We start from the raw sequence: 20192 nt of genomic DNA on the forward strand, positions 1-20192 counted from the left end.
ATTTTTTTGTAAATTGTGGGTATATGTTTCACCATCTAATTCCCTTTTATGATAACGAAGTTGAAAAATGGGGCTTTGAGGCAAGACTAATTAGGTGGCTGACTTTTATTTGGCTATCATTGGGTTTAGTAATTTTGTTCTCAGCTTCTTATCCTGTTTCCCTCACCAATACGGGAAATGGATGGTATATTTTTTCCCGACAGGCAGTGTGGATTTATATTGGTTTAATTGCCAGTAAGTTTGTTTACAGAATACCCATTAAAGAAATTTTAAAATATACTCCCTACATTTATGGATTAGTTTTAATGCTTGTATTGTCAACTATCCTTGGGCTAGGGGTAGAAGTCAATGGTGCGGAAAGATGGCTAAGTTTGGGCCCCATTCAAATTCAACCCTCGGAATTTTTAAAACCCTTATTTGTATTACAAGGTGCTTATATTTTTAGCACATGGGAGCGAAAAACATGGTGGTTTAAAGGAACTTGGATGGTTATTTTTGCCATCAGTTTGGGAACTATTTTAATTCAACCAAACCTAAGTACCACTGCACTATGTGGGATGACTCTGTGGTTAATGGCTTTGGCGGGGGGAGTACCTTTACTTCAATTATTTGGGGTGGCGATATTAGGTTTGACAACGGCTTTTATTAGTGTTAATGTTAACTCTTATCAAATGACTAGGATCGTATCTTTTCGTGATCCTTGGTCCGATGCTCAAGGCTCTGGTTATCAATTAGTCCAAAGTCTCATTGCTATTGGTTCGGGAAAATTATCAGGTCTTGGTTTTGGGATGTCTCAACAAAAGTTATTTTTTCTTCCTTTCCAAGATACCGACTTTATTTTTGCTATTTTTTCAGAAGAATTTGGCTTCATCGGTGCGATCGCCTTTATCCTCTTTTTAGCCGTTTATGCTATTATGGGCTTGATTATAGTCCTCAAATCTAGCCATCCCATGAATAAATTAGTTGCCGTGGGAGTGATAGTAATGCTGATTAGTCAATCCTTGATTCATATGGCGGTAACCCTAGGCTCTTTTCCCACCACAGGAGTACCCTTTCCTATGTTAAGTTATGGGGGAAGCTCTGTACTAAGTAGTATTTTACTCACATCACTTTTAATTCGAGTAGCCATAGAACTAGAACCAAAAGATAAGATAATTTCTAGCTATCATCAAGAATTAAGCCCAGAAAAATAGCTTAACCACCATGGAAGATATAAAAACTGCCTCGGATAACACCATCGAAGACTACATTCAGCGAGTTACCGAATTATGTCAATCGGGCCGCAAAATTCCCTCCTCCGATGAGTTGCGAAAAATAGTATCCGAGGTTGGCATTAGCCCCGAAGAAATCTCCCTCGCCCAAACCCAATCCCAAGCCAACTTTGCGAGGGCAAAAGGATATTTTGGTTTACGTCACTGGGATGATGCTATCAATGAGTTAGAAGAAGGACTAGCCTTTGATCCTTATAACATAGAAATGATTCATTGTTTAATTTCATCATACCTCGGACGGTGGCGACAAGATCATAATCCCGAAGATGAGCAAAACATTAGAAAAAGAATCCGACAATGTTTAGAGATTAAACCCGATGACGAGGAGAGTTTACAATCATTAAGTAAATTAACTCAAAGTATCAAGAATAGACAACTAATACATTTTGGTATCGGATTATTTGGTATTTTATCCCTCGGCACCATAATGGGATTATTTACCCTCAATAGTATTTCTCTTAATTTATTTAATAATGATTCTGAAGAAAGAATAGAAAATTTAGACCAAAATTTACGCAATGAAATCAGATATTTAGAAAGAACTAATATTCGTCGCATGGGAGAGTTAGAACAACAGACGAGAAATCAAGAGCGTATAATTAATAGTTTTTCTAATAAAATCAGAGAATTAGAGCAAAAAAATCAAAAATTAGAAGATAATAATCAAATTTTACTACAGGATAATGTTAACTTAAATAAAAGATTAGAAGTTATTGAACGACAACTACAAGAACAAAATTTAAGTCCCCAAGAATCATTAGAATGAAAGCAATTATCGCTCTACATACCACCAGCCCAGAATTAGGTATTACCCTTGTAGATAATCAAGGTAAAAAAAAATCTCAAACCTGGAATTTAGGTAGGGATTTGGGTAAACAACTACATCAAATCTTAATGGATTTTATAACTCCTTTAACATGGCAAGATTTTAAGTTTATTGCCGTAGCAAAAGGCCCTGGTAGTTTCACCAGTACCAGAATAGGGGTTGTCACGGCCAAAACCATCGCTCAACAATTAAATATTCCTGTTTATGGAATTTCTACCCTCAAATCTTTGGCTTGGCAGGAAGTACAGGGACAGAAAAAAGAAATAGTGTTAGTACAAATGAGGGCTAATAATGATGAAGTTTTTGGCAGTATATATAAGGTAAAAAATGAGCTCATTTTATGCAGTGTAGTAGATGACAAATTGTATAAAAATAGTGAGTGGGAAAATATTGTGGGGGAGTATAAGAAACAATATAGCGAAAGTTGTTTGTTAGTGGTAAGTCCTCAAAATTTGGGTAAAAATAGTGAGTATATTTTAGATTTAGCTAATTTAGAGTATCAAAGGGAGTGTTTAAATAATGGATTTTCTTCGTGGGAAGATTTAATTCCTTTTTATCAGTAATTGTATGTTTATAAATATAAATTATGCCGTCGAGATGTTGACGATATTTGAGTAATAAATATGTTGTTATTTTTAATTATCTGGTAATATAATAATAATGGGAATAAATGCTAAATTTGTAAAAAAAAAATATACCCACCATGAGCTTAAGTCCATTGTCAATAAATAATACATAAAAGTACAGTTTATAAGAACTTATAAATATGAAAATTTCAATTGTTATAGCTAGTAATAATAAAAATTTAGCCTTAGCAAAACAAATTAAAAAAATTGCTATGGATATGGGTAACGAAACCCAAATTATTGATTTAGTCGCCGAAGATTTGCCCCTTTACACCCCTGCCAATCAAGAAAAAATGGGTATCCCCAACTCCGTAAAACAGCTTAATCAAACTATTACCGAAACAGAAGGAATGATATTTGTTGCTCCTGAGTATAATGGAGGTATTCCTCCTAGTTTAACAAGTGCGATCGCATGGTTGAGTGTTAGTTCAGAAGATTGGCGAGGATGTTTCAACGGTAAACCAGCAGCCATTGCCACCCATAGCGGAGGAGGAGGACAAAATGTGCTGTTTGCCATGAGAAATCAATTATCATACATTGGAATGAACGTGGTGGGAAGGACAATTTTAACCAATGGTGGTAAACCGTTTAACCCCGAATCAGCCCAAGAAGTCATCAAGCAGTTAGTCAAATGGGGAAATTAACTTTTTGCCCCTCGACTCAGAGAAAAATCTGAGTTATACTAACTTTTTAGCTGAAACTTGTTAAAAATCAATAAAAAAGTATTCATAAAAAAAGAATGGAATTAGCGGATCTAAAAAGAGAAATAAGTGTGATAACAGAGCGCCTGGGTACAACTCAGGACTATCTTTGACATACCCAATCTTAAAGCTAATATTCATGACCTAGAACAAGTAGCAAGTCAACCAGACTTTTGGGATGATGCTGATAAAGCCCAAAAAACCCTCCAAGATTTGAATGAGGTAAAATCTTCCCTCGCCCAGATAACTCAATGGCAAAAATCCCTCGAAGACGCTAAAGCCATCCTAGAGTTATTAGAATTAGAAGAGGATTTAGAACTATTTACAGAAGCTGATAACACCTTAACCCGACTAGCCCAAGAATTAGACCGCTGGGAGTTGCGTAAATTACTCAGTGGTGTCTATGATCAAAAAGGTGCAGTATTGACTATCAATGCAGGGGCTGGGGGTACAGATGCCCAAGATTGGGCGCAAATGCTGTTGAGGATGTACACCCGTTGGGCAGAAAATCAAGATTATAAAGTGACTTTAACGGATATGTCTGAGGGAGATGAGGCCGGAATAAAGTCTGTCACCCTGGAGGTGGAGGGGCGTTATGCTTTTGGTTATCTTCGGGGGGAAAAGGGTACCCATCGTTTAGTGCGTATTTCCCCTTTTAATGCTAACGGTAAAAGACAAACCAGTTTTGCAGGGGTAGATGTGATGCCTTTGTTGGAAAATGAAGCTATTGATGTGGAAATTCCCGATAAAGATTTAGAAATTACTACTTCTCGGGCTGGGGGTAAAGGTGGACAAAATGTTAATAAAGTGGAAACTGCGGTAAGGGTGGTGCATTTGCCTACGGGTATTGCGGTAAGATGTACCCAGGAGCGATCGCAATTACAAAATAAAGAGAAAGCCCTTGCTATACTAAAAGCAAAATTATTAGTTATTGCCCAAGAGCAAAAAATCAAAGAAATCGCCGAAATTCGAGGGGACATTGTCGAAGCCGCTTGGGGGATGCAAATTCGTAACTATGTATTCCATCCCTATCAAATGGTGAAAGATTTACGTACCAACGTAGAAACCACCGCCGTTGATAGCGTCATGGACGGTAACTTAGATGACTTTATCGAAGCATACCTCAAAACTCCCGATAACTAACTAATTTCACTTACCACCATTTCCAAAAAATTTAACTTCTCCGTTAACACCTGAAAATCAAAAGGCTTACTAATATAGTCATCCATTCCCACATCAAAACACCGTTTTTCATCAGCTTTAGTTGCATTGGCAGTCATGGCGATAATATAGGGTTGTTTAGAATGACTCACATTTTCCCTAATCCATTGGGTGGCACTTAAACCATCCATTTCGGGCATTTGCATATCCATTAACACAATGTCATAACAGTTATTTTCAAAAGCCTCCAGCACTTTTAAACCATTAACCGCTAAATCAGGGGCATAACCTAATTTTTTGAGTAATAAAAGAGCTACTTTTTGGTTAACCAAGTTATCCTCTGCCACTAAAATACGTAAATTTTTGTCTTGTTTACTGACGGATTTAAACCCACTATTACTCTTCTCTACCGTTGCTTTTTTTGAATACACCTCATCGGCGACTTTTTCTTTGTTGTTAGAATTCATTAATAATTTTTGCTCATCCAGAGGGGCATTAGAAACTGACACAGGCATAGGAGTTGATTCTTGTACCATAGCTTTTAACACCTTAATAGTAAAGTAAAAACTAGAACCTATTCCCCACTCACTGCTAAACCAAATATCGCCCCCCATCAACCTAGCCAGACGACGACTAATAACCAAACCCAAACCAGTGCCACCATAACGACGATTTATCGCCCCATCCGCCTGTACAAATGGATTAAACAATTTTTCCTGATTTTCCTTCGCAATGCCAATGCCCGTATCCTTTACCAAAAATTGAATGAGATAATTACCCTCCTCATCACCATCATCATTAGTAACCTCTACCGTTACCCCTCCCTCTTTAGTAAACTTTAAACCATTACCAATCAAATTAATTAAAACCTGTCTCACACGCCCCACATCTCCCCGCACATAGATAGGAGTATCAGATGCCCACAATAACTTCAAATCTAAACCTTGACTTTTAGCTTCAAAACTAAGCAAATCAATCACACTTTTAAGACATTGCTGTAAATTAAAATCCTCAAAAACTAAATCTAAATGTCCCGATTCAACCTTTGAAAAATCCAATATATCATTAATAATTAAAAGTAAACTTTTGCCACTATCTTCAATAGTTTCAATAAAATCATACTGCTCATTACTCAACGGAGTATCCTTTAATAAATTGAGAATGCCAAATATTCCATTAAGAGGAGTACGAATTTCATGACTCATCATCGCCAAAAACTGACTTTTAGCAGCATTGGCACTTTCTGCCTCTGCCCTTGCTTTCTCTAATAAAATATTACGATTATTCGCCTTCCACAAAGAATTTAAACCCCAAACCAACAACCAAGAAATTATAATCCCCGCTATCAAAACCACCACGGGTAAAGGAGATTTATTTTGTTGAATTAAAGTATTGTTAGGAATTAAAACAATTTCCCACTCAATGCCCCGATAACTCAATTTACTGCTATCTCGCCATGATAAATTATCTTTTTCCTCACCATAGGTTGTGCTATAAATCAGGGAATTATCATCATAAATAAATACTTGATAACCCTTAAGACTTTCTTCCCTTAATAAATGATAAAATAAAGAATTAATATTAAATACGCCAATAATAAAACCATCAAATTCATCATCAACAAAAATAGGATTATAGATAATAAAACCTTTAACCCCTTGTACTAAATCCACTGTTGGGGTAATAAAACTATCCCTGATTTCCTTAGCTGTGTTGAGAGAATTTCGTCTTTTTTCCTCAAAACTAAGATCTAAATTTAAAGCACTTTCATTCCCTTTTTCATGAACTACCCAACGTACAAAATAATCGGTATCTACCCATTGTATTGCTTGATAACCCGTTGTATTGTTCAAATAATTAGAAACATCATTTTCCCACTCTAAACGGTTATAACCGCCACGAAATTCCCAACCTTTGACAAGTCTTTGTAGGGCATTTATTTCAGATCTTAACTTATTTTGTATTTTTGTTTCTGTGGTAATTAATTGAGCAGAAATTAGTTGTTCTATTTGTATTCTTTCTCGCACATTTAACAAATGAAAAAGAAAAAAAGAAATCCCTGTCATGGCTATACCGAGGGACAAAATTAACAAATTTTTATATTTAATAAGTCTCATGGATATTCATCAAACCCTGATACTCTAATCATAAATTAAATAGTGGAAATATAGCCTAAAGGAAAAGACACAGATTTTTTATGGTATAAATCGGATAACGGTTAAGCTAGACAATGTATGTCAAATAAGATTTGCTCAGAAAAGTCATAGTATATCTTTTATTCCTTCTCCTAATTGTTATGATTCCCAAAAAATTAACATTACAAAACTTTCTTAGTTATCGTCAGGCTACTTTAGATTTTGATGGTTTACATACTGCCTGTATATGTGGGGCTAATGGCGCGGGAAAGTCCTCTTTGCTGGAGGCTATTACTTGGGCTATTTGGGGAAAAACAAGGGCAAAAGCTAGTGAGGATGTAATTCATTTGGGGGAAAAAAATACTAGGGTTGATTTTGAGTTTAGTTATGGTGGGCAAATTTATCGCATTATTCGTACGAAACAAAGAAAAGGAGGCTCTACTTTAGATTTTCAAATCCTTAATAAGAATAATTTTAATTCTATTTCGGCTAAAGGTGTCACGGAAACCCAAGATAGGGTTAATGATTGCTTGAAGATGGATTATGATACTTTTGTTAATTCTGCTTATCTACAACAGGGGCAGGCGGATAAGTTTATGACTTATGGGGCATCCCAGAGAAAGGAAATTTTAGTTAAGTTACTAAAGTTGGATGAGTATGACAAAGTTGCACAGAAGGCAAAGGATTCGGCAAAAAGGTATAACGAGGATAAAAATCGCTTAGAGGGGCAATGGGAGTTGTTGGGGGGTAAGTTGCAGGAGAAGGATAATTATCTTCTTGCCCTTACCAATATTAATAAGGATTTGGCGTACCATGAAAATGAATTTCATCAACTGAATGAGAGTTTAAGACAAGTACAACTTTTAAATACGGAAAGAGATACCCTTGAAAAAGAGTTAGGTTGGCAAAATAATCAGTTGCTGGAGGTAAGGGATAAACTAAGGCAATTGAGGGATGAGAATCAGGCATTAGTTAGGGATGTTGAGGAGTTAAATATTATTTTGGGTAAGGAGGAAGAAATTGTTAGTAGTTATGAACTTTTACAGGGATGTTGTGATGAGGAGAAGGTTTTAGCGGAAAAATATAGGGAGAATAAGTTATTGGTAGATGAATTTAATACTTTAGATAAACGGTTACACAAAGAAGTTAATAATTTAGAGCAAAGTATCCGAGAGATTAATTTTAGGTTAGAAGAGTTGGGGAAAAGTAAGGCTGACTTGGAGAGGGTTATTGCTGATAAGGACGAAATTATTGATAATGTTGAGAAGTTTAGATATTATCGTGATAAGTTAGCTCAATTAGATTTGGTTAGGAGTGATTTTAATCTTTTACAGGAGGAGGAATCTAATTTAGTTAGGGAGTTGGAAAAGGAAGAGGTAAAGTTAGTTTCTAATATAGAGCAATTAGAGAAGCAAAAGTTATCTTTACGGGAAAAAGTGCAACAAGCTTCTGAGATTAGAATACAATATCTTGATGTTGAACAAGAGTTAAAAAATATTGAAAAAGAAAAAAACTACTTAACAAGGGTTAATGAAAAAAAGGCAAGTCAATTATTAGCTAAACAACGTTTGTTGGATTATAAAAATAATGTTGCAATTCAAATTGAGGAGGTTAATCAAAAGTTAAATACTCTACGGGGTGATAATAATACTATTTGCCCTGTGTGTGAGTCTCCTTTGGATGAGATTCATCTTAATCATGTTATTAATAATAGCTTGAAGGAGTTAAAGAATTTAGAAAATTCTTCTTGGCAGTATGATTCTGATATTATACAGTGCGATCGCACTTTAAGGGAATTAGAGGAGGAGTGTCAAGGTTTAAGGGGTAGGTTAAAACGAGAAGAAACACTACAACAAAATAAAGCTCGTTATGAAAATTTTCTTAATAGTATGGATGAAATTTATGAACAATTGGATAACATTACGGAGGAAACGGAGGAATTAATTGCTTTAGTAAATTCTCAGAATTATCTACCTGATATTAGGACGGAATTAAATCAAGTTAGGGCAAAAATAAAAGAGTTGGGATATAGTCCTGAAACTTATAGTTTAGTTAGAGAAAATGAGAGTAAATATCGATGGGCAGAAACTAATTATCAAAAATTTCAAGAGGCAGAACAAAAACTAAGTAAATTAGAATTAAAACAGATTGATTTAGATAAAGAATTAATTACTTTAAATGAGCAGTTAAAAGACTTGCAAAATAATTCCGATTTACAACAAAATATAAATGATATACAGCAAAAAATAATTACCATTGGCTATGATGAGGAACACCTTGACGAGGTAAGAAATAATATTCGAAAGTTACAAAAATATCAATTGGAGTATGAGAAATTAGCAAATGCTAAGGAAAAAAATCCTTTATTAACACAAAAAATAAGTCAAAATGAGCAAAAAATTATCAATTATCACACAGAAATAAACGAAAAAGAAATCAAAATTAATCAATTAAAACAACAGTTATCAACTTTATGTGACCACAGAGAAGAGTTAAACAAATTACAACAGCAGATAAATTTTAAAAGAGAAAAAATCAATCAATTATCAACACAAAAAGGAGGCATTGAAAAGTCTTTAGATGATATTAATAAAGATGAAAAACAACTAGAATCTATTGCCAAAGAGATGCAACAGATAGAGAAAAACTATCGCATTTATACGGAATTGCATAAAGCATTTGGAAAAAATGGCATTCAAGCCTTAATGATAGAAAACCTATTACCTCAACTAGAAGCCGAAGCAAATCAAACTTTAAGTCGTCTGAGTAATAACCAATTACATATCCAATTTGTTACCCAAAAAGAAAAGATTAGTAAATCGAAAAAGTCAGACTCAAATTTTAAAGATACCCTTGATATTATCATCTCCGATGCCCAAGGGAGCAGATCCTATGAAACCTATTCGGGGGGGGAAAGTTTTCGGATTAATTTTTCCATTCGTCTAGCCCTTTCCCGTATTTTGACCCAAAGGTCTGGTACTGCGTTACAGTTACTTATAATCGATGAGGGTTTTGGTACTCAGGATGATGCAGGGTGCGATCGCCTCATAGGAGCTTTAAATGCTATTGCTGATGATTTTGCCTGTATCCTCACTGTCACCCACATGCCGCAATTTAAGGAGGCTTTCCAATCTCGCATTGAAGTGTATAAAACCAGTGATGGTTCCAAAATTCGTCTCTCGGTTTAATGGATGAAACCCGAGGGGGTAGAATGGGCATTGTAGAGTTTAAAGAGATATTTTATGCGTATTTTAATCATGGGGGGAACTAGATTTATTGGTGTATCCCTTACCAAAATGTTAGTCCATCAAGGTCATGAAGTAGTTTTATTTAACCGTGGAAATCATCCTGCCCCCGTAGATGGTATTCAACAAATTAGGGGCGATCGCACTTCAGCGGTAGAATTAGAAGAGAAGCTAAAAGGAGAAAAATTTGATGCTATCTTTGACAACAACGGGCGTACCCTCTCGGACACAAAACCCCTCGTAGATCTATTTAACGGCAAAGTATCCCATTTTGTCTATGTAAGCTCCGCAGGGGTGTATTTACCATCTCACCAGATGCCCCACCTAGAAAATGACCCCCTAAATCCCGAAAGTCGTCATCGGGGCAAATTTGAAACCGAAGCCTACCTCAAGGAATCCGGCATTCCCTTCACCTCCATTCGCCCAGTATATATCTATGGCTCAGGCAATTATAATGATCTGGAAAATTGGTTTTTTGACCGTTTAGTGCGAGGTTTACCAATTCCCATTCCCCACCATGGTTTATATATTACTCAATTTGGTCATGTGGAAGATTTAGCATCAGCTATGACTGCCGTATTAGGTAATTCCCAAGCCATAGGACAAATATACAACATCTCGGGCGATCGTTTTACCACCTTTACAGGGTTAGCCCTTGCCTGCGCTTCCGCCATGGGTAAAAATCCCCACGACATCGATATTAGATATTATGACCCCCATCAAATTGATGTAGGAAAAAGAAAAGCATTTCCCATCAGAATGCAACACTTTTTTACTGATATTTCCAAAGCTAAAAAAGAACTATCATGGCAACCAAAATATGATCTAATTTCAGGCTTAAAAGAGTCTTTTGAAAATGATTATTTAGCTAATCAAAGAGATAAAAAAGAGATTGAGTTTAGTGTAGATGAACAAATTATTGCTCATCTTGAAAGTAAGTAATATTATTACAATAGGTTGTGAATTAATAAAAAAATTAGTAAATTAAAGAACTAGATTGACCATAGGAAGTGATCAACGCCCCTTGTTTTGCCCTTGTGACGGCTACATGGAGTAAAGAGCGCTCTTGTTGGATAAAATTATCTTTAGCAGTCTCATCAGTTAATCTATCAAATACCCACTGTAAGGGCATTATGTCATGATTAACAGAAGGAATTAACATATAATCAAACTGTAATCCTTTTACTCGGTGCATGGTGGCAACTCTTAAACCATCGATGGCTTGATTATCAGCTTCATCTTTTTGTATCATCTGGGTTTTAACGTCATGTTGATCTAACATGGAAATATATTTTTTTACCAGTTGATTTGTTCTTAGGGTTAAGCACATACTTTTTAGGGGTATGCCATGATTATTTAACTCTTTAATCTTGGTGATGAGAAAATCTATTTCTTCTGTTTCACTGGTAAAGTGTTTTATGATGGGTTTTTCTCCCCTCAAAAGTGATCGATATTCTTTCAGAGTATCTACATTACCATTAAGATCATCAAAATTTAATCCTTCTAATATGGATGTTGCCCATTGGCGAATTTCTTCGGTGGTACGGTAATTAATACGTAGTTTTTTCGATCGCCCCCTAATTTCGATACCACACTGACTTAAAATAACTTTATTACCATAAATACGTTGATGGGGATCTCCGACAATAAATAGATCATTTGTTCTTTCTTGGGGAATAAGGGTACGCAATAAACGAAATACTCCTTCGCTCATATCTTGGGCTTCATCCACAATGATGGACTGGAAGGGGTGGATCATATCTGGATTATTGTCTAAAAGGCTACGAGCATCCCTGAGAGCATCTTCGATTTCCTTCCAACCTCTAATTTGAAGTAAATTGCGGTATTCCTCAAATACTGACCAAATAGCTCCTCTTTCCGAACGTTTTAGACTCGTACCCCTACCCTTGCGAGAGACCCGAACATATTCTTTTTCGGTTTTGATGTCATTAGTTTGGATTACCTCTTTCCATTCATCCTGATAAAATGATAGAGGTAAATCAGGGCTAGAAGGTGCGATGCCATAGGCTTTTTGCCATAATTCTTGTACATCTCGATCATAAACAATGCGGACATTAAGCCCCTCACTTTTAAGAAACTTTACCACCCAAGCATCAATATTAATCACCTTAATTCTTCTCATCATGGCAGAAGAACAGATTTTGCGTAGGTTTGTTTCAATGTCAATGGCTAAATTTTTTGTATAAGTAGTAAATAAGATGCGATCGCCCTCAGCCTTAAAACGGTGTTGCAATAGCCACTTAGCACGGTGCATCGCCACTACTGTTTTTCCCGTACCAGCGCCCCCTAAAACCCTCACAGGACCATTCCAATCCCTTTCTACGAGGCGCCGTTGGGTAGGATGCAAAAATACCCGCCATGTGTCCAATGGGGCATTTAAAATTGCTTCTAAAGCAGCATCATCTTCGATGACATAAAAGCGTCTTTTACTATCGTCCCTCCCTAGGGCGCTATCTAAATCATCGGTGTTAATCACCTCCGAGGGGGATTTTTGTATTTCCTGATAAACTTCATTAACCGAATAACCAGCCCCCAACATCATCACGGCATCAGCGGCTTCTTCGGGCAACTCAGGTAATATTTGATCAATGTCGGCATCTGTCACCACCCCATAAACTGCAGTTAAATATTCTTCAGGTACACCAAACCTTAATAAATCCTTCTTGGCAATATCTTTAAATCGAGCTATTTCCAATCCTGTTTTATTTCGGCTAATATCTTCCTCTACTCTTTTTACCTGCTCAATGTCAATAATTTGTATTGCCCCTGATTCGGGGTTAATTTTACATACTCGGTTTTGCGCCCATTGATAGGCTTGATCATGTTTATCTACCCATAGTAGTAAATAAGTATTACCTTTTTCGGGTTTACGAACGATCGCCCTATAATTGTTATCAACCCGAACAGACTTTAGCTGAGTATCCCGTGCATTGGTAATATTTTCGTAGTTTAACCCTGAAGCGGTGGGGTTGGTGGTAAATTTATCGATAAATCGACGGGTTTTACTTTGTCCTTGGGATGAAAGATTACTAAATGCTTGTAAAAAATCTGAGCCAAAAGCGATTTTAATAGAGGGAATCATAATAATTGATAATGGAGAATTGAGAATTGATAATAGTAGTATTTATGGTTTTTAATTTATGTAGTAAGCCCTAGATATTTTTCCTAATTATAAAATTTGAGCCCCTTATTTTGGTAATCAACATTTTTCACATAAATATTGTTGATAATAACATTCAGTTTTATTGATCGCCATCCGTTGACTAAAATCTGTACAAGTGCGATCGCAATGATATTGCCAACCATCCGTAAAAATAACAATGGGCTTACTCTGTTCCTTTTTCGTAGGATAAAAAACAAAATCAGCGCGACTAGGGGGATTTATGCCTTGATTACTACCTAAATCCACCTGTGGCTCAATATTCCATGACTTATCTCCTATTTGCACAAAATAACCAGCCTTGCCATTAACTATTTCCTTACTAACTATGGTAGGCTGATTTTGGTAGCGATAACGTCTCAAGGCTTCAATAAATCTTTGCTCCAAAACACTATCAAATAAAGCATTGAGGGGAACTAAGGAAAGATTTGAGGGGTGAGGTTTAAGGAGAGATTGACGAGAAAGAATACTATTAAGTAAGTTTCGGGCTACCGTGCGACTGGTGTAATCTCGGTCAAAACTATTGCGATAACCATAAACACAGTTATAACAACCATCCTCACATTCACAGGTTTTTAATACCATTAACGCCTGTTGGAATAGTTTAAAAAAGTTATCAGGATTCCTCAATAATTGCCTTAGATAACCACTACCTCCAGGGATAGTGTCATAGAGGAATAAAAAGGGTTTGCGTAGTAAACTGGGACTATTACTAGAAGGTTCTTGATTAATTAAAGTTTTGAGATGATCTACACTACCCTTAAAATAAAGTTTCAAACCCAACTGTAAAGCGGCGATAAAAGAGTGTAATTGTTGATCTGAGTTGAGGGTATCTATGGGCATTAAAAAGCGAATCGCCTCCGATTGAAATTCCCGAAATAGATAGACAACATCGATAAAATCTTCTGGTCGTTTTTTGGTGTGACTGGTACAACTCAAAGTATGATTTGGTTTATCATCCCTACCATTTTGCACCTTGCCACAATGACGACAAATTTTAAATCCTGCCCGAGGGAAAGACTCCCCCGCCACTTCAAAATTATCGGCTAAATGGGAAGGTTCACCAAAATTAATCTCCCGAAAGGTAACTTTACTAATAAATTCAAAGCCAAAGGGGAAAGTTTCATCATCGATTAAATAACTATTTTCACAGTGATTCGGTTCAAAATCCACCAACATTTGACGAGTAAAAAAGGCACTGTTTCTCTCATCTCGATCATCCCCAATACTACTACTATGGGCGCTAGTGGTCGCCATTACCTGCCTTAACCGTAGTAATTTGCGTTTTCTACCCTCATCTGACCACATAATATCACCGCAACGGGGGCAAGTTGCTTGGTGGGCAATATCTCGAATGGCTTCGGTGGCAAAGGAACAATTACGGCACAATCTCCATTCTTCTACCTTGGAAAGATTGAGATCTATTTGATCGATTTTAACTTGTTTTCCTTGAGCGTAAAACACTCCGCTGGGTACTAATTCCTTAATGGCGATCGCACTGGGGCGCTCATATTCAAAAGAGGAGGTTTCATATTTATTACCTTGGGCATCTCCTTGGGTGGTTTTTTTCCTCCAGATAATAGATTGGAGGGTTACCCCCGGTTCAGGAAAAGCATAATTAGGCAATAAACCTTCATCGGTGAGAAAATTAAGGATATTTTTGTCGTTAATCTTCTTCCTTAAATCCATTAAACCACTACGCTCCCTTTGTAGTTCCCCAACTTCCTGCTCATGATTTTGTGATTTTGCCCCTTTTTCTTTGTTTTCGAGACGACTTTTTAAGGCACTAATTTGCTTTTTTAACCTTGTTCTCTCCTCCACCACTTCCTGTAAACGATTGAGGATTTGCCAAGTTAATCCCCCTTCATTATCTTCCCCCTTCTCGATGAATAGTCTTAATTGTTCAATGGTGACATCGGAGAGTATGGGTTGATTTGTATTAGGATTTATTTCTTGGGTAAATAAATTAATAAAACCCTGTAATAATTTCTGTTGATGTTGATCGATATAACTTAACCAAGGATAGGGAAAACGGGATAAATTTTTGTTTTCAATGGCGGTTAAAACCTTGCCAAAATCTTCTAATACCTTCATAGATTGGGCTTCCTCTACCACCCAACGATCCAAACAATAGGCGGTTAATTGCCGTTGTAGAATAGCCGCAGCATCAAGATATGAGCCGGGGGGCATTACCCCACCATTAAGCATTTTCAAAGGATTTGACCAAAAATAGAGGTCATGGGGAGTACCATTGGCGATCGCCGTTATCAGGGCATTACCATCTCTTCTTCCTGCCCGTCCAATTCTTTGCTGATAATTAGCTTGATTAGGGGGAATCGAACATAACAACACCGAAGATAAATCCCCAATATCAATACCCATTTCGAGAGTGGAGGTGGCAGAGAGTAGATTAGGGTCAGTTTTTCTATCCCCTTTGATAAACCGTTGTTCTAAATCTTCCCTCCCATCCCTAGTTAATAACCCTGTATGCTCTCGAGCAAAAATACGGCGTAATTTGCCTTGACGGTAAAGATTACGATAAAAGTTGGAGGTGAGGTTAACACTTTCCTGATAATGTCCATGGCATTGGGGATGTAAACAAGGCATATTCTCCCAAAGATAGGCTTCTGGGGGAGTGGCTACCACTTCATGGGTGCAGTGATTACACTTAAACCGATGGCTATGGGGATGGATTTCTAGGGCTTTTTGTTCGATACCCCATACCCTGATACTTTTCTTGGCAAAATTTAGCCCAAAGATACCGTTTTCCACCAGATGGGTAAGAATGATGTCATAAATTGATTCTAGTTGACTGATAATTAGGGGGCAATAGTTACCTAGCAATTTATACACCCAAATTTCGTACCATGAAGAATGCCCCCTCGATGAAAATAATGATTCAAAACGGGGTAAATTTCCCTCGGTTAAATAGGTAGGGGTGAGGGAAGCAGGGCCAAAAGGAGGCATAAAGGGAGGTTGTTGGAGGCGGTAGGTGTTGCCACCATCTTCGATATAATTTTTGGTGGCGGAGTGTAAAATTCCTCCCCGTTGCCGTAGGTGATATACCATCCCCACGATTAATTGTTTTAATGGGTTGGAGTTGAGCTTTTCTAAACCGCCAATTTCGTTGCGGAGGGTTTCTTGGAGGGGGATGAGAGTTTGAGTCAGTAATGGTTGATCTAAGCCAACACTACAGCTATGGCTTTTTTCCAATGAGCCTCCTTTTTTGCTATGTAAGCCCAATTCGGCGATAATTTCCCAGTCGAGCCTTTGATGGATTAATTTTGTTAAATAGGGGTCTAATTTTTCCCCCTGTTGCAATGTTTCCCATTCTTTCAACCATTCCATATCCGCAGGGATAAAGGTGGCTACATAGTCCCCATCGTTGGTAAAGGGCGATGGCCCCTTACTGGTGAATTGTTCCCTGAAATGGTGGAGGTTTTGAGGAGTTTGTAAAGATTGACAAATAGCCGATCGCACCGTAATTTTATAGGTACGAGCTTCAAAAAAACCCGCACGGTGGGCGGCATCTTGTACCGAATCAGAAAAGGTAATTAATTTGGGGTCATCATTGTAAACAGAAGTGAAAAAAGTACCAATAGCCCCACTAGCTAAACTGGCGGATCTTGACCCTAAAATGAGTAAACCATCCTTACTACCACACACGGGGCAATCATGGCTAATTTTGCGGGTAATCTGTTCATTTTTGGTGCTGGTATGTACCAAATTACTCGGTTCCATGACAGCAATTAAATGGTCACTACCGCAACGATTACAGGCGATCGCACTTTGTTTATTGAGAGTCAGACATTCTGTGCATAGCTGATGGTGTAGAACCTCACCTCCTAGGGATTTGACCTCACCCCCAGCCCCTCTCCTAAGAGGAGAGGGGGGTAAGAGGGGGGATATTGTTCCCTCTCCCAGAGGGAGAGGGTTAGGGAGAGGGGTATTTCCCTGTGGGGCATCTTCAGGGAAAACAAAAGTGATTAAAGGGTTTTGGGAGAAATAACCCACATAAAAATCTTTCACATCACAACTGATCTTATTGTCGGCGGTTTGTCTTCTTAACCCCCCCCACCCTGTACTACCACAATGGCGACAATGAATTACGGGTAAACTTCTTTTTTGTTGTTCTGGGGTTAAATCATCGTGGTGGACTAATCTTGGTTTTTCGCTCACCGTTGCCACCATTCTTCTCAATTCCCTAAGCCAAAACTGTAGGCGGATGTTTACCCATGCTCCTCCGTCACCATTACGGGCGATCGCACTTAGGGTTAATAAACTATTTAAAATGATTTCCCCTTCTTGATCACTATATCTCTGCCCCAAACTGTTGTTACGGCTCAACTCTTGCCACAATACCCCCAAAGAAATCACCCGATGATGATCCATTACCTTGAGTAAATTTTGCACTATAAATAACGACTTCAGGCGATCGCCCAGAGCCACCCGCCATGGCAAATCATCAAAATTATCCCCCAACTCCTCATTAAACCAGAGGTAAAAATGAGCCTTTACATAATCCGCCAAACTCTCATACTGCGCATTCCTAAGCCCCCATAAATCCTCACTGCTGGGTAATGGTGCATAGTCAATTAACGCCGAAGCCAAAAAATCCACCGATGATAAACGATCCTCCTCAATAACCGCCGACTCCCCAAACGACTCACCGAAAATCGTTTGCGCATAATGGATCATCTCCTGCTTACTATTATCCCCCCCCAAAGTGGCAGAAGTACCCACACAGGCAAGATGTTTAGGGGGCGTTTGTAACCTAGCCTTGAGACGACGCAACAAACAAGCCAAATCCGTACCCTGCGCCCCATCAAAAGTATGAATTTCATCCACCACCAGATAACGCAACGTTTCAGGGTTATTTTTTGCCCAAATACTCTGACTACTAGGACGAATCAACAGATAATCAAGCATTTTATAGTTAGTCAGCAGAATATCGGGGGGATATTGTCTCAATAACTTTTTATCCGTAATAACATAATCCTCCCCCATCACTGTTTTCGGCTCTCTTTCCGAATCCCCCACATATAACCCCGCCGTTACCTTCCCCTTTAGGTGGGGATTATGCCAAATTAAACCAGCCAAACGTTTAGCTTGATCCGTAGCCAGGGCATTCATGGGATAAATCAAAATAGCCTTGATCCCCCTTTCTCGGAAAGTTTGCAAACAATGATCCAATATGGGCATCATATAACATTCCGTCTTCCCTGAACCCGTACCCGTTGCCACCAAGGTAGATTGATAATGGGGGCTTTGGAGGCGATGAAAAGCTAACTCCTGATGAAGATGGGGAGCAAACTTCATGGGTACATCGGGAAAAAAATCCTTACCAATATTTCCTCGCCGAAAGGGTAAACCAAGGGATAAATAAGATCCTTTAAAAATACTATCTTCTTCCTGCAAAAAATCTTCAATGAGGTTAGTAAAACTGGGGGTAGTGGGGGTAAACTCCGTGCGTAAATATTCTGCAATGCTGGTGCGAAGTTCATCGGCAAGAAGGGATGGAATCATGGCGGGAAGGAGTAATGAGTAATGAGTAATGAGTAATGAGTAATGAGTAGGGAGGAAGGAGTAGGGAGTAGGGAGGAAGGAGTAAGGAGTAGGGAGGAAGGAGTAGGGAGTAGGGAGTAGGGAGTAGGGAGGAAGGAGTAAGGAGTAGGGAGTAGGGAGTAGGGAGTAATGAGTAATGAGTAATGAGTAAGGAGTGAGAAGTAATGAGTTGATGGTTAGTGGGGTTGTTTTTCTTTCAATTTGTTGATGGAACTTATTAGTATTCTGATAATTCTATCATTTTCTTCTATCATATTTTCAAATTTAGATAACGAAACTAGACCTGATTTAGTCATTATTTTTATCCAATATTTAGTTTCATTGGCTTCTTTTAAAGCAATAGAATATTTATTAATAAAATCCTTGTTAGATTGAGCAAAAACAGCTTCTGAACAATTTGCCCCGATAGACGTTCCACTTCTTAAAAATTGTTTTGATAAAATTTTCCCCGCATCATCAAAATGTCTTTTATTAAGCTCTGAGTATGCTTTTATCACTCTAATGGCAAAAATTTCCGTTCTTTCTTGAATAGTTATATTTTTATTATCATTAGTCATAAGTAAAATTTCAATACAATAATTCAATTATACTTTATAAGTAATTACTCATTACTCATTACTCATTACTCATCCCATCGAACCTCCTCTCAAATGGCGCCTGATAACTAATCACCCTTTCCACCGTTCCCGATGGGCTGGTATCGTCCATAATTGTGCGCTCTACTGTGCCAGATTTCATCTCCTTGATGTCATTCCAGCCGATTTCTTTTGCCCTCACCCCTAGCCCCTCTCCTAGTAGGAGAGGGGGACAAGAGTTCTTCATTGCTCCCCCCTCGCCTTTGGGAGAGGGGGGTTGGGGGGGTGAGGGTAAAACTATCCTCATTAAATTCTGCGTCATAGCTACTTTCCCATAACTCGGTGTAATGGTTGGTTAAACAAGTTAGGGTTAAACAACGCACTATTAACGCTTTGTCGTATTTTGTGCCGTAAATAATCGGAAAATCTTTTAATAGTGTTGCTAAAAGTCCTTTTCCTGATATTTTCACTAAGAAATCAAAAATTATTGAAAAACTTAAGCTACTAAAAATTAAACCTTCTGGCAGTCTTTCATTCTGAAAAGCAATTCCATTACAAGTATTAATAAAGGTAACTTTTTTAGGAATAATTGAGCCGATTAAAGTTCTTTCATTTCCTGAAGGTAACATATTACGGAAAACTAAACGATAATATTCCGTAACCTTTTTTGCCTTACCTTCCCCTTCCTCTAGCCAAGAAACGGTAGGAATACGGTTAAGATATTCCTCCTCACCACAGGCAGGAACATAGTTAGTGCGAGGTAAATAACGGTACTTAAACAGAAAAGTAAGGTAAACTAATAATAAAAGTAGACAGAGTGACAACATTAGGTCATTATGAAAGAAACAACGTCTTCGTCCATGCCACCATGTTTTAATCGTTGGTGTGAAAAATTCGACCCATTAT

The 20192-nt window shown here is 37.8% G+C and carries 13 protein-coding genes; 7 read left to right on the forward strand and 6 right to left on the reverse strand.

Annotated features, from left to right (window positions below; genetic code table 11):
* Nucleotides 1-23 precede the first annotated feature (23 nt).
* From ACXITR_RS13185 to prfB, 5 genes are all read left to right on the forward strand, one after another.
* A complete protein-coding gene (locus tag ACXITR_RS13185; RefSeq protein WP_457997682.1) occupies nt 24-1193 on the forward strand; it encodes an FtsW/RodA/SpoVE family cell cycle protein in 1170 nt (389 codons plus the stop codon).
* A gap of 10 nt (nt 1194-1203) precedes the next feature.
* Complete coding sequence (locus ACXITR_RS13190) at nt 1204-2037, forward strand: hypothetical protein (RefSeq protein ID WP_457997683.1); 834 nt, start codon at nt 1204-1206, stop codon at nt 2035-2037.
* On the forward strand, nt 2034-2660 hold the full coding sequence (tsaB, locus tag ACXITR_RS13195; RefSeq protein ID WP_457997684.1) for a tRNA (adenosine(37)-N6)-threonylcarbamoyltransferase complex dimerization subunit type 1 TsaB: 627 nt from the start codon (nt 2034-2036) through the stop codon (nt 2658-2660). The genes ACXITR_RS13190 and tsaB overlap by 4 nt, the downstream gene beginning before the upstream one ends.
* A 203-nt stretch (nt 2661-2863) precedes the next feature.
* Nucleotides 2864-3367 carry an NADPH-dependent FMN reductase gene (locus tag ACXITR_RS13200; RefSeq protein WP_457997685.1) on the forward strand — a complete coding sequence of 168 codons (504 nt, stop codon included), beginning with the start codon at nt 2864-2866 and terminating at the stop codon, nt 3365-3367.
* A 95-nt stretch (nt 3368-3462) separates the two neighbouring features.
* A protein-coding gene (gene prfB, locus ACXITR_RS13205) for a peptide chain release factor 2 (RefSeq protein ID WP_457997686.1) occupies nt 3463-4567 on the forward strand; the annotation gives its coding sequence in 2 pieces (ribosomal slippage) (nt 3463-3534 and nt 3536-4567; 1104 coding nt in all).
* Here prfB and ACXITR_RS13210 read toward each other — a convergent pair.
* Nucleotides 4564-6702, reverse strand: coding sequence for an ATP-binding protein (locus ACXITR_RS13210; protein WP_457997687.1), 2139 nt, complete (start codon nt 6700-6702; stop codon nt 4564-4566). The genes prfB and ACXITR_RS13210 overlap by 4 nt on opposite strands.
* 179 nt (nt 6703-6881) lie before the next feature.
* On the opposite strand from ACXITR_RS13210, the gene ACXITR_RS13215 reads away from it, so the two are divergent.
* A complete protein-coding gene (locus ACXITR_RS13215; protein WP_457997688.1) occupies nt 6882-9908 on the forward strand; it encodes an AAA family ATPase in 3027 nt (1008 codons plus the stop codon).
* Between the two features lie 54 nt (nt 9909-9962).
* A complete protein-coding gene (locus ACXITR_RS13220) occupies nt 9963-10907 on the forward strand; it encodes an NAD-dependent epimerase/dehydratase family protein (RefSeq protein WP_457997689.1) in 945 nt (314 codons plus the stop codon).
* A 34-nt stretch (nt 10908-10941) separates the two neighbouring features.
* Here the strand turns inward: ACXITR_RS13220 and ACXITR_RS13225 are convergent, their stop codons facing one another.
* From ACXITR_RS13225 to ACXITR_RS13245, 5 genes are all read right to left on the reverse strand, one after another.
* Nucleotides 10942-13068, reverse strand: a complete 2127-nt coding sequence (locus tag ACXITR_RS13225; RefSeq protein WP_457997690.1) for a UvrD-helicase domain-containing protein — start codon at nt 13066-13068, stop codon at nt 10942-10944.
* 117 nt (nt 13069-13185) lie between these two features.
* Entirely contained in the window at nt 13186-18672 is a 5487-nt protein-coding gene (locus tag ACXITR_RS13230; RefSeq protein ID WP_457997691.1) for a DEAD/DEAH box helicase, read from the reverse strand.
* A 215-nt stretch (nt 18673-18887) separates the two neighbouring features.
* Nucleotides 18888-19268 carry a four helix bundle protein gene (locus ACXITR_RS13235; RefSeq protein ID WP_457997692.1) on the reverse strand — a complete coding sequence of 127 codons (381 nt, stop codon included), beginning with the start codon at nt 19266-19268 and terminating at the stop codon, nt 18888-18890.
* 58 nt (nt 19269-19326) lie between these two features.
* Nucleotides 19327-19449: a hypothetical protein gene (locus ACXITR_RS13240; protein WP_457997693.1), complete on the reverse strand. Its 123-nt coding sequence runs from the start codon at nt 19447-19449 to the stop codon at nt 19327-19329.
* A gap of 10 nt (nt 19450-19459) precedes the next feature.
* Nucleotides 19460-20113, reverse strand: a complete 654-nt coding sequence (locus ACXITR_RS13245; protein WP_457997694.1) for a hypothetical protein — start codon at nt 20111-20113, stop codon at nt 19460-19462.
* Between the last annotated feature and the right edge of the window lie 79 nt (nt 20114-20192).

This window comes from Cyanobacterium sp. (assembly GCF_054166785.1).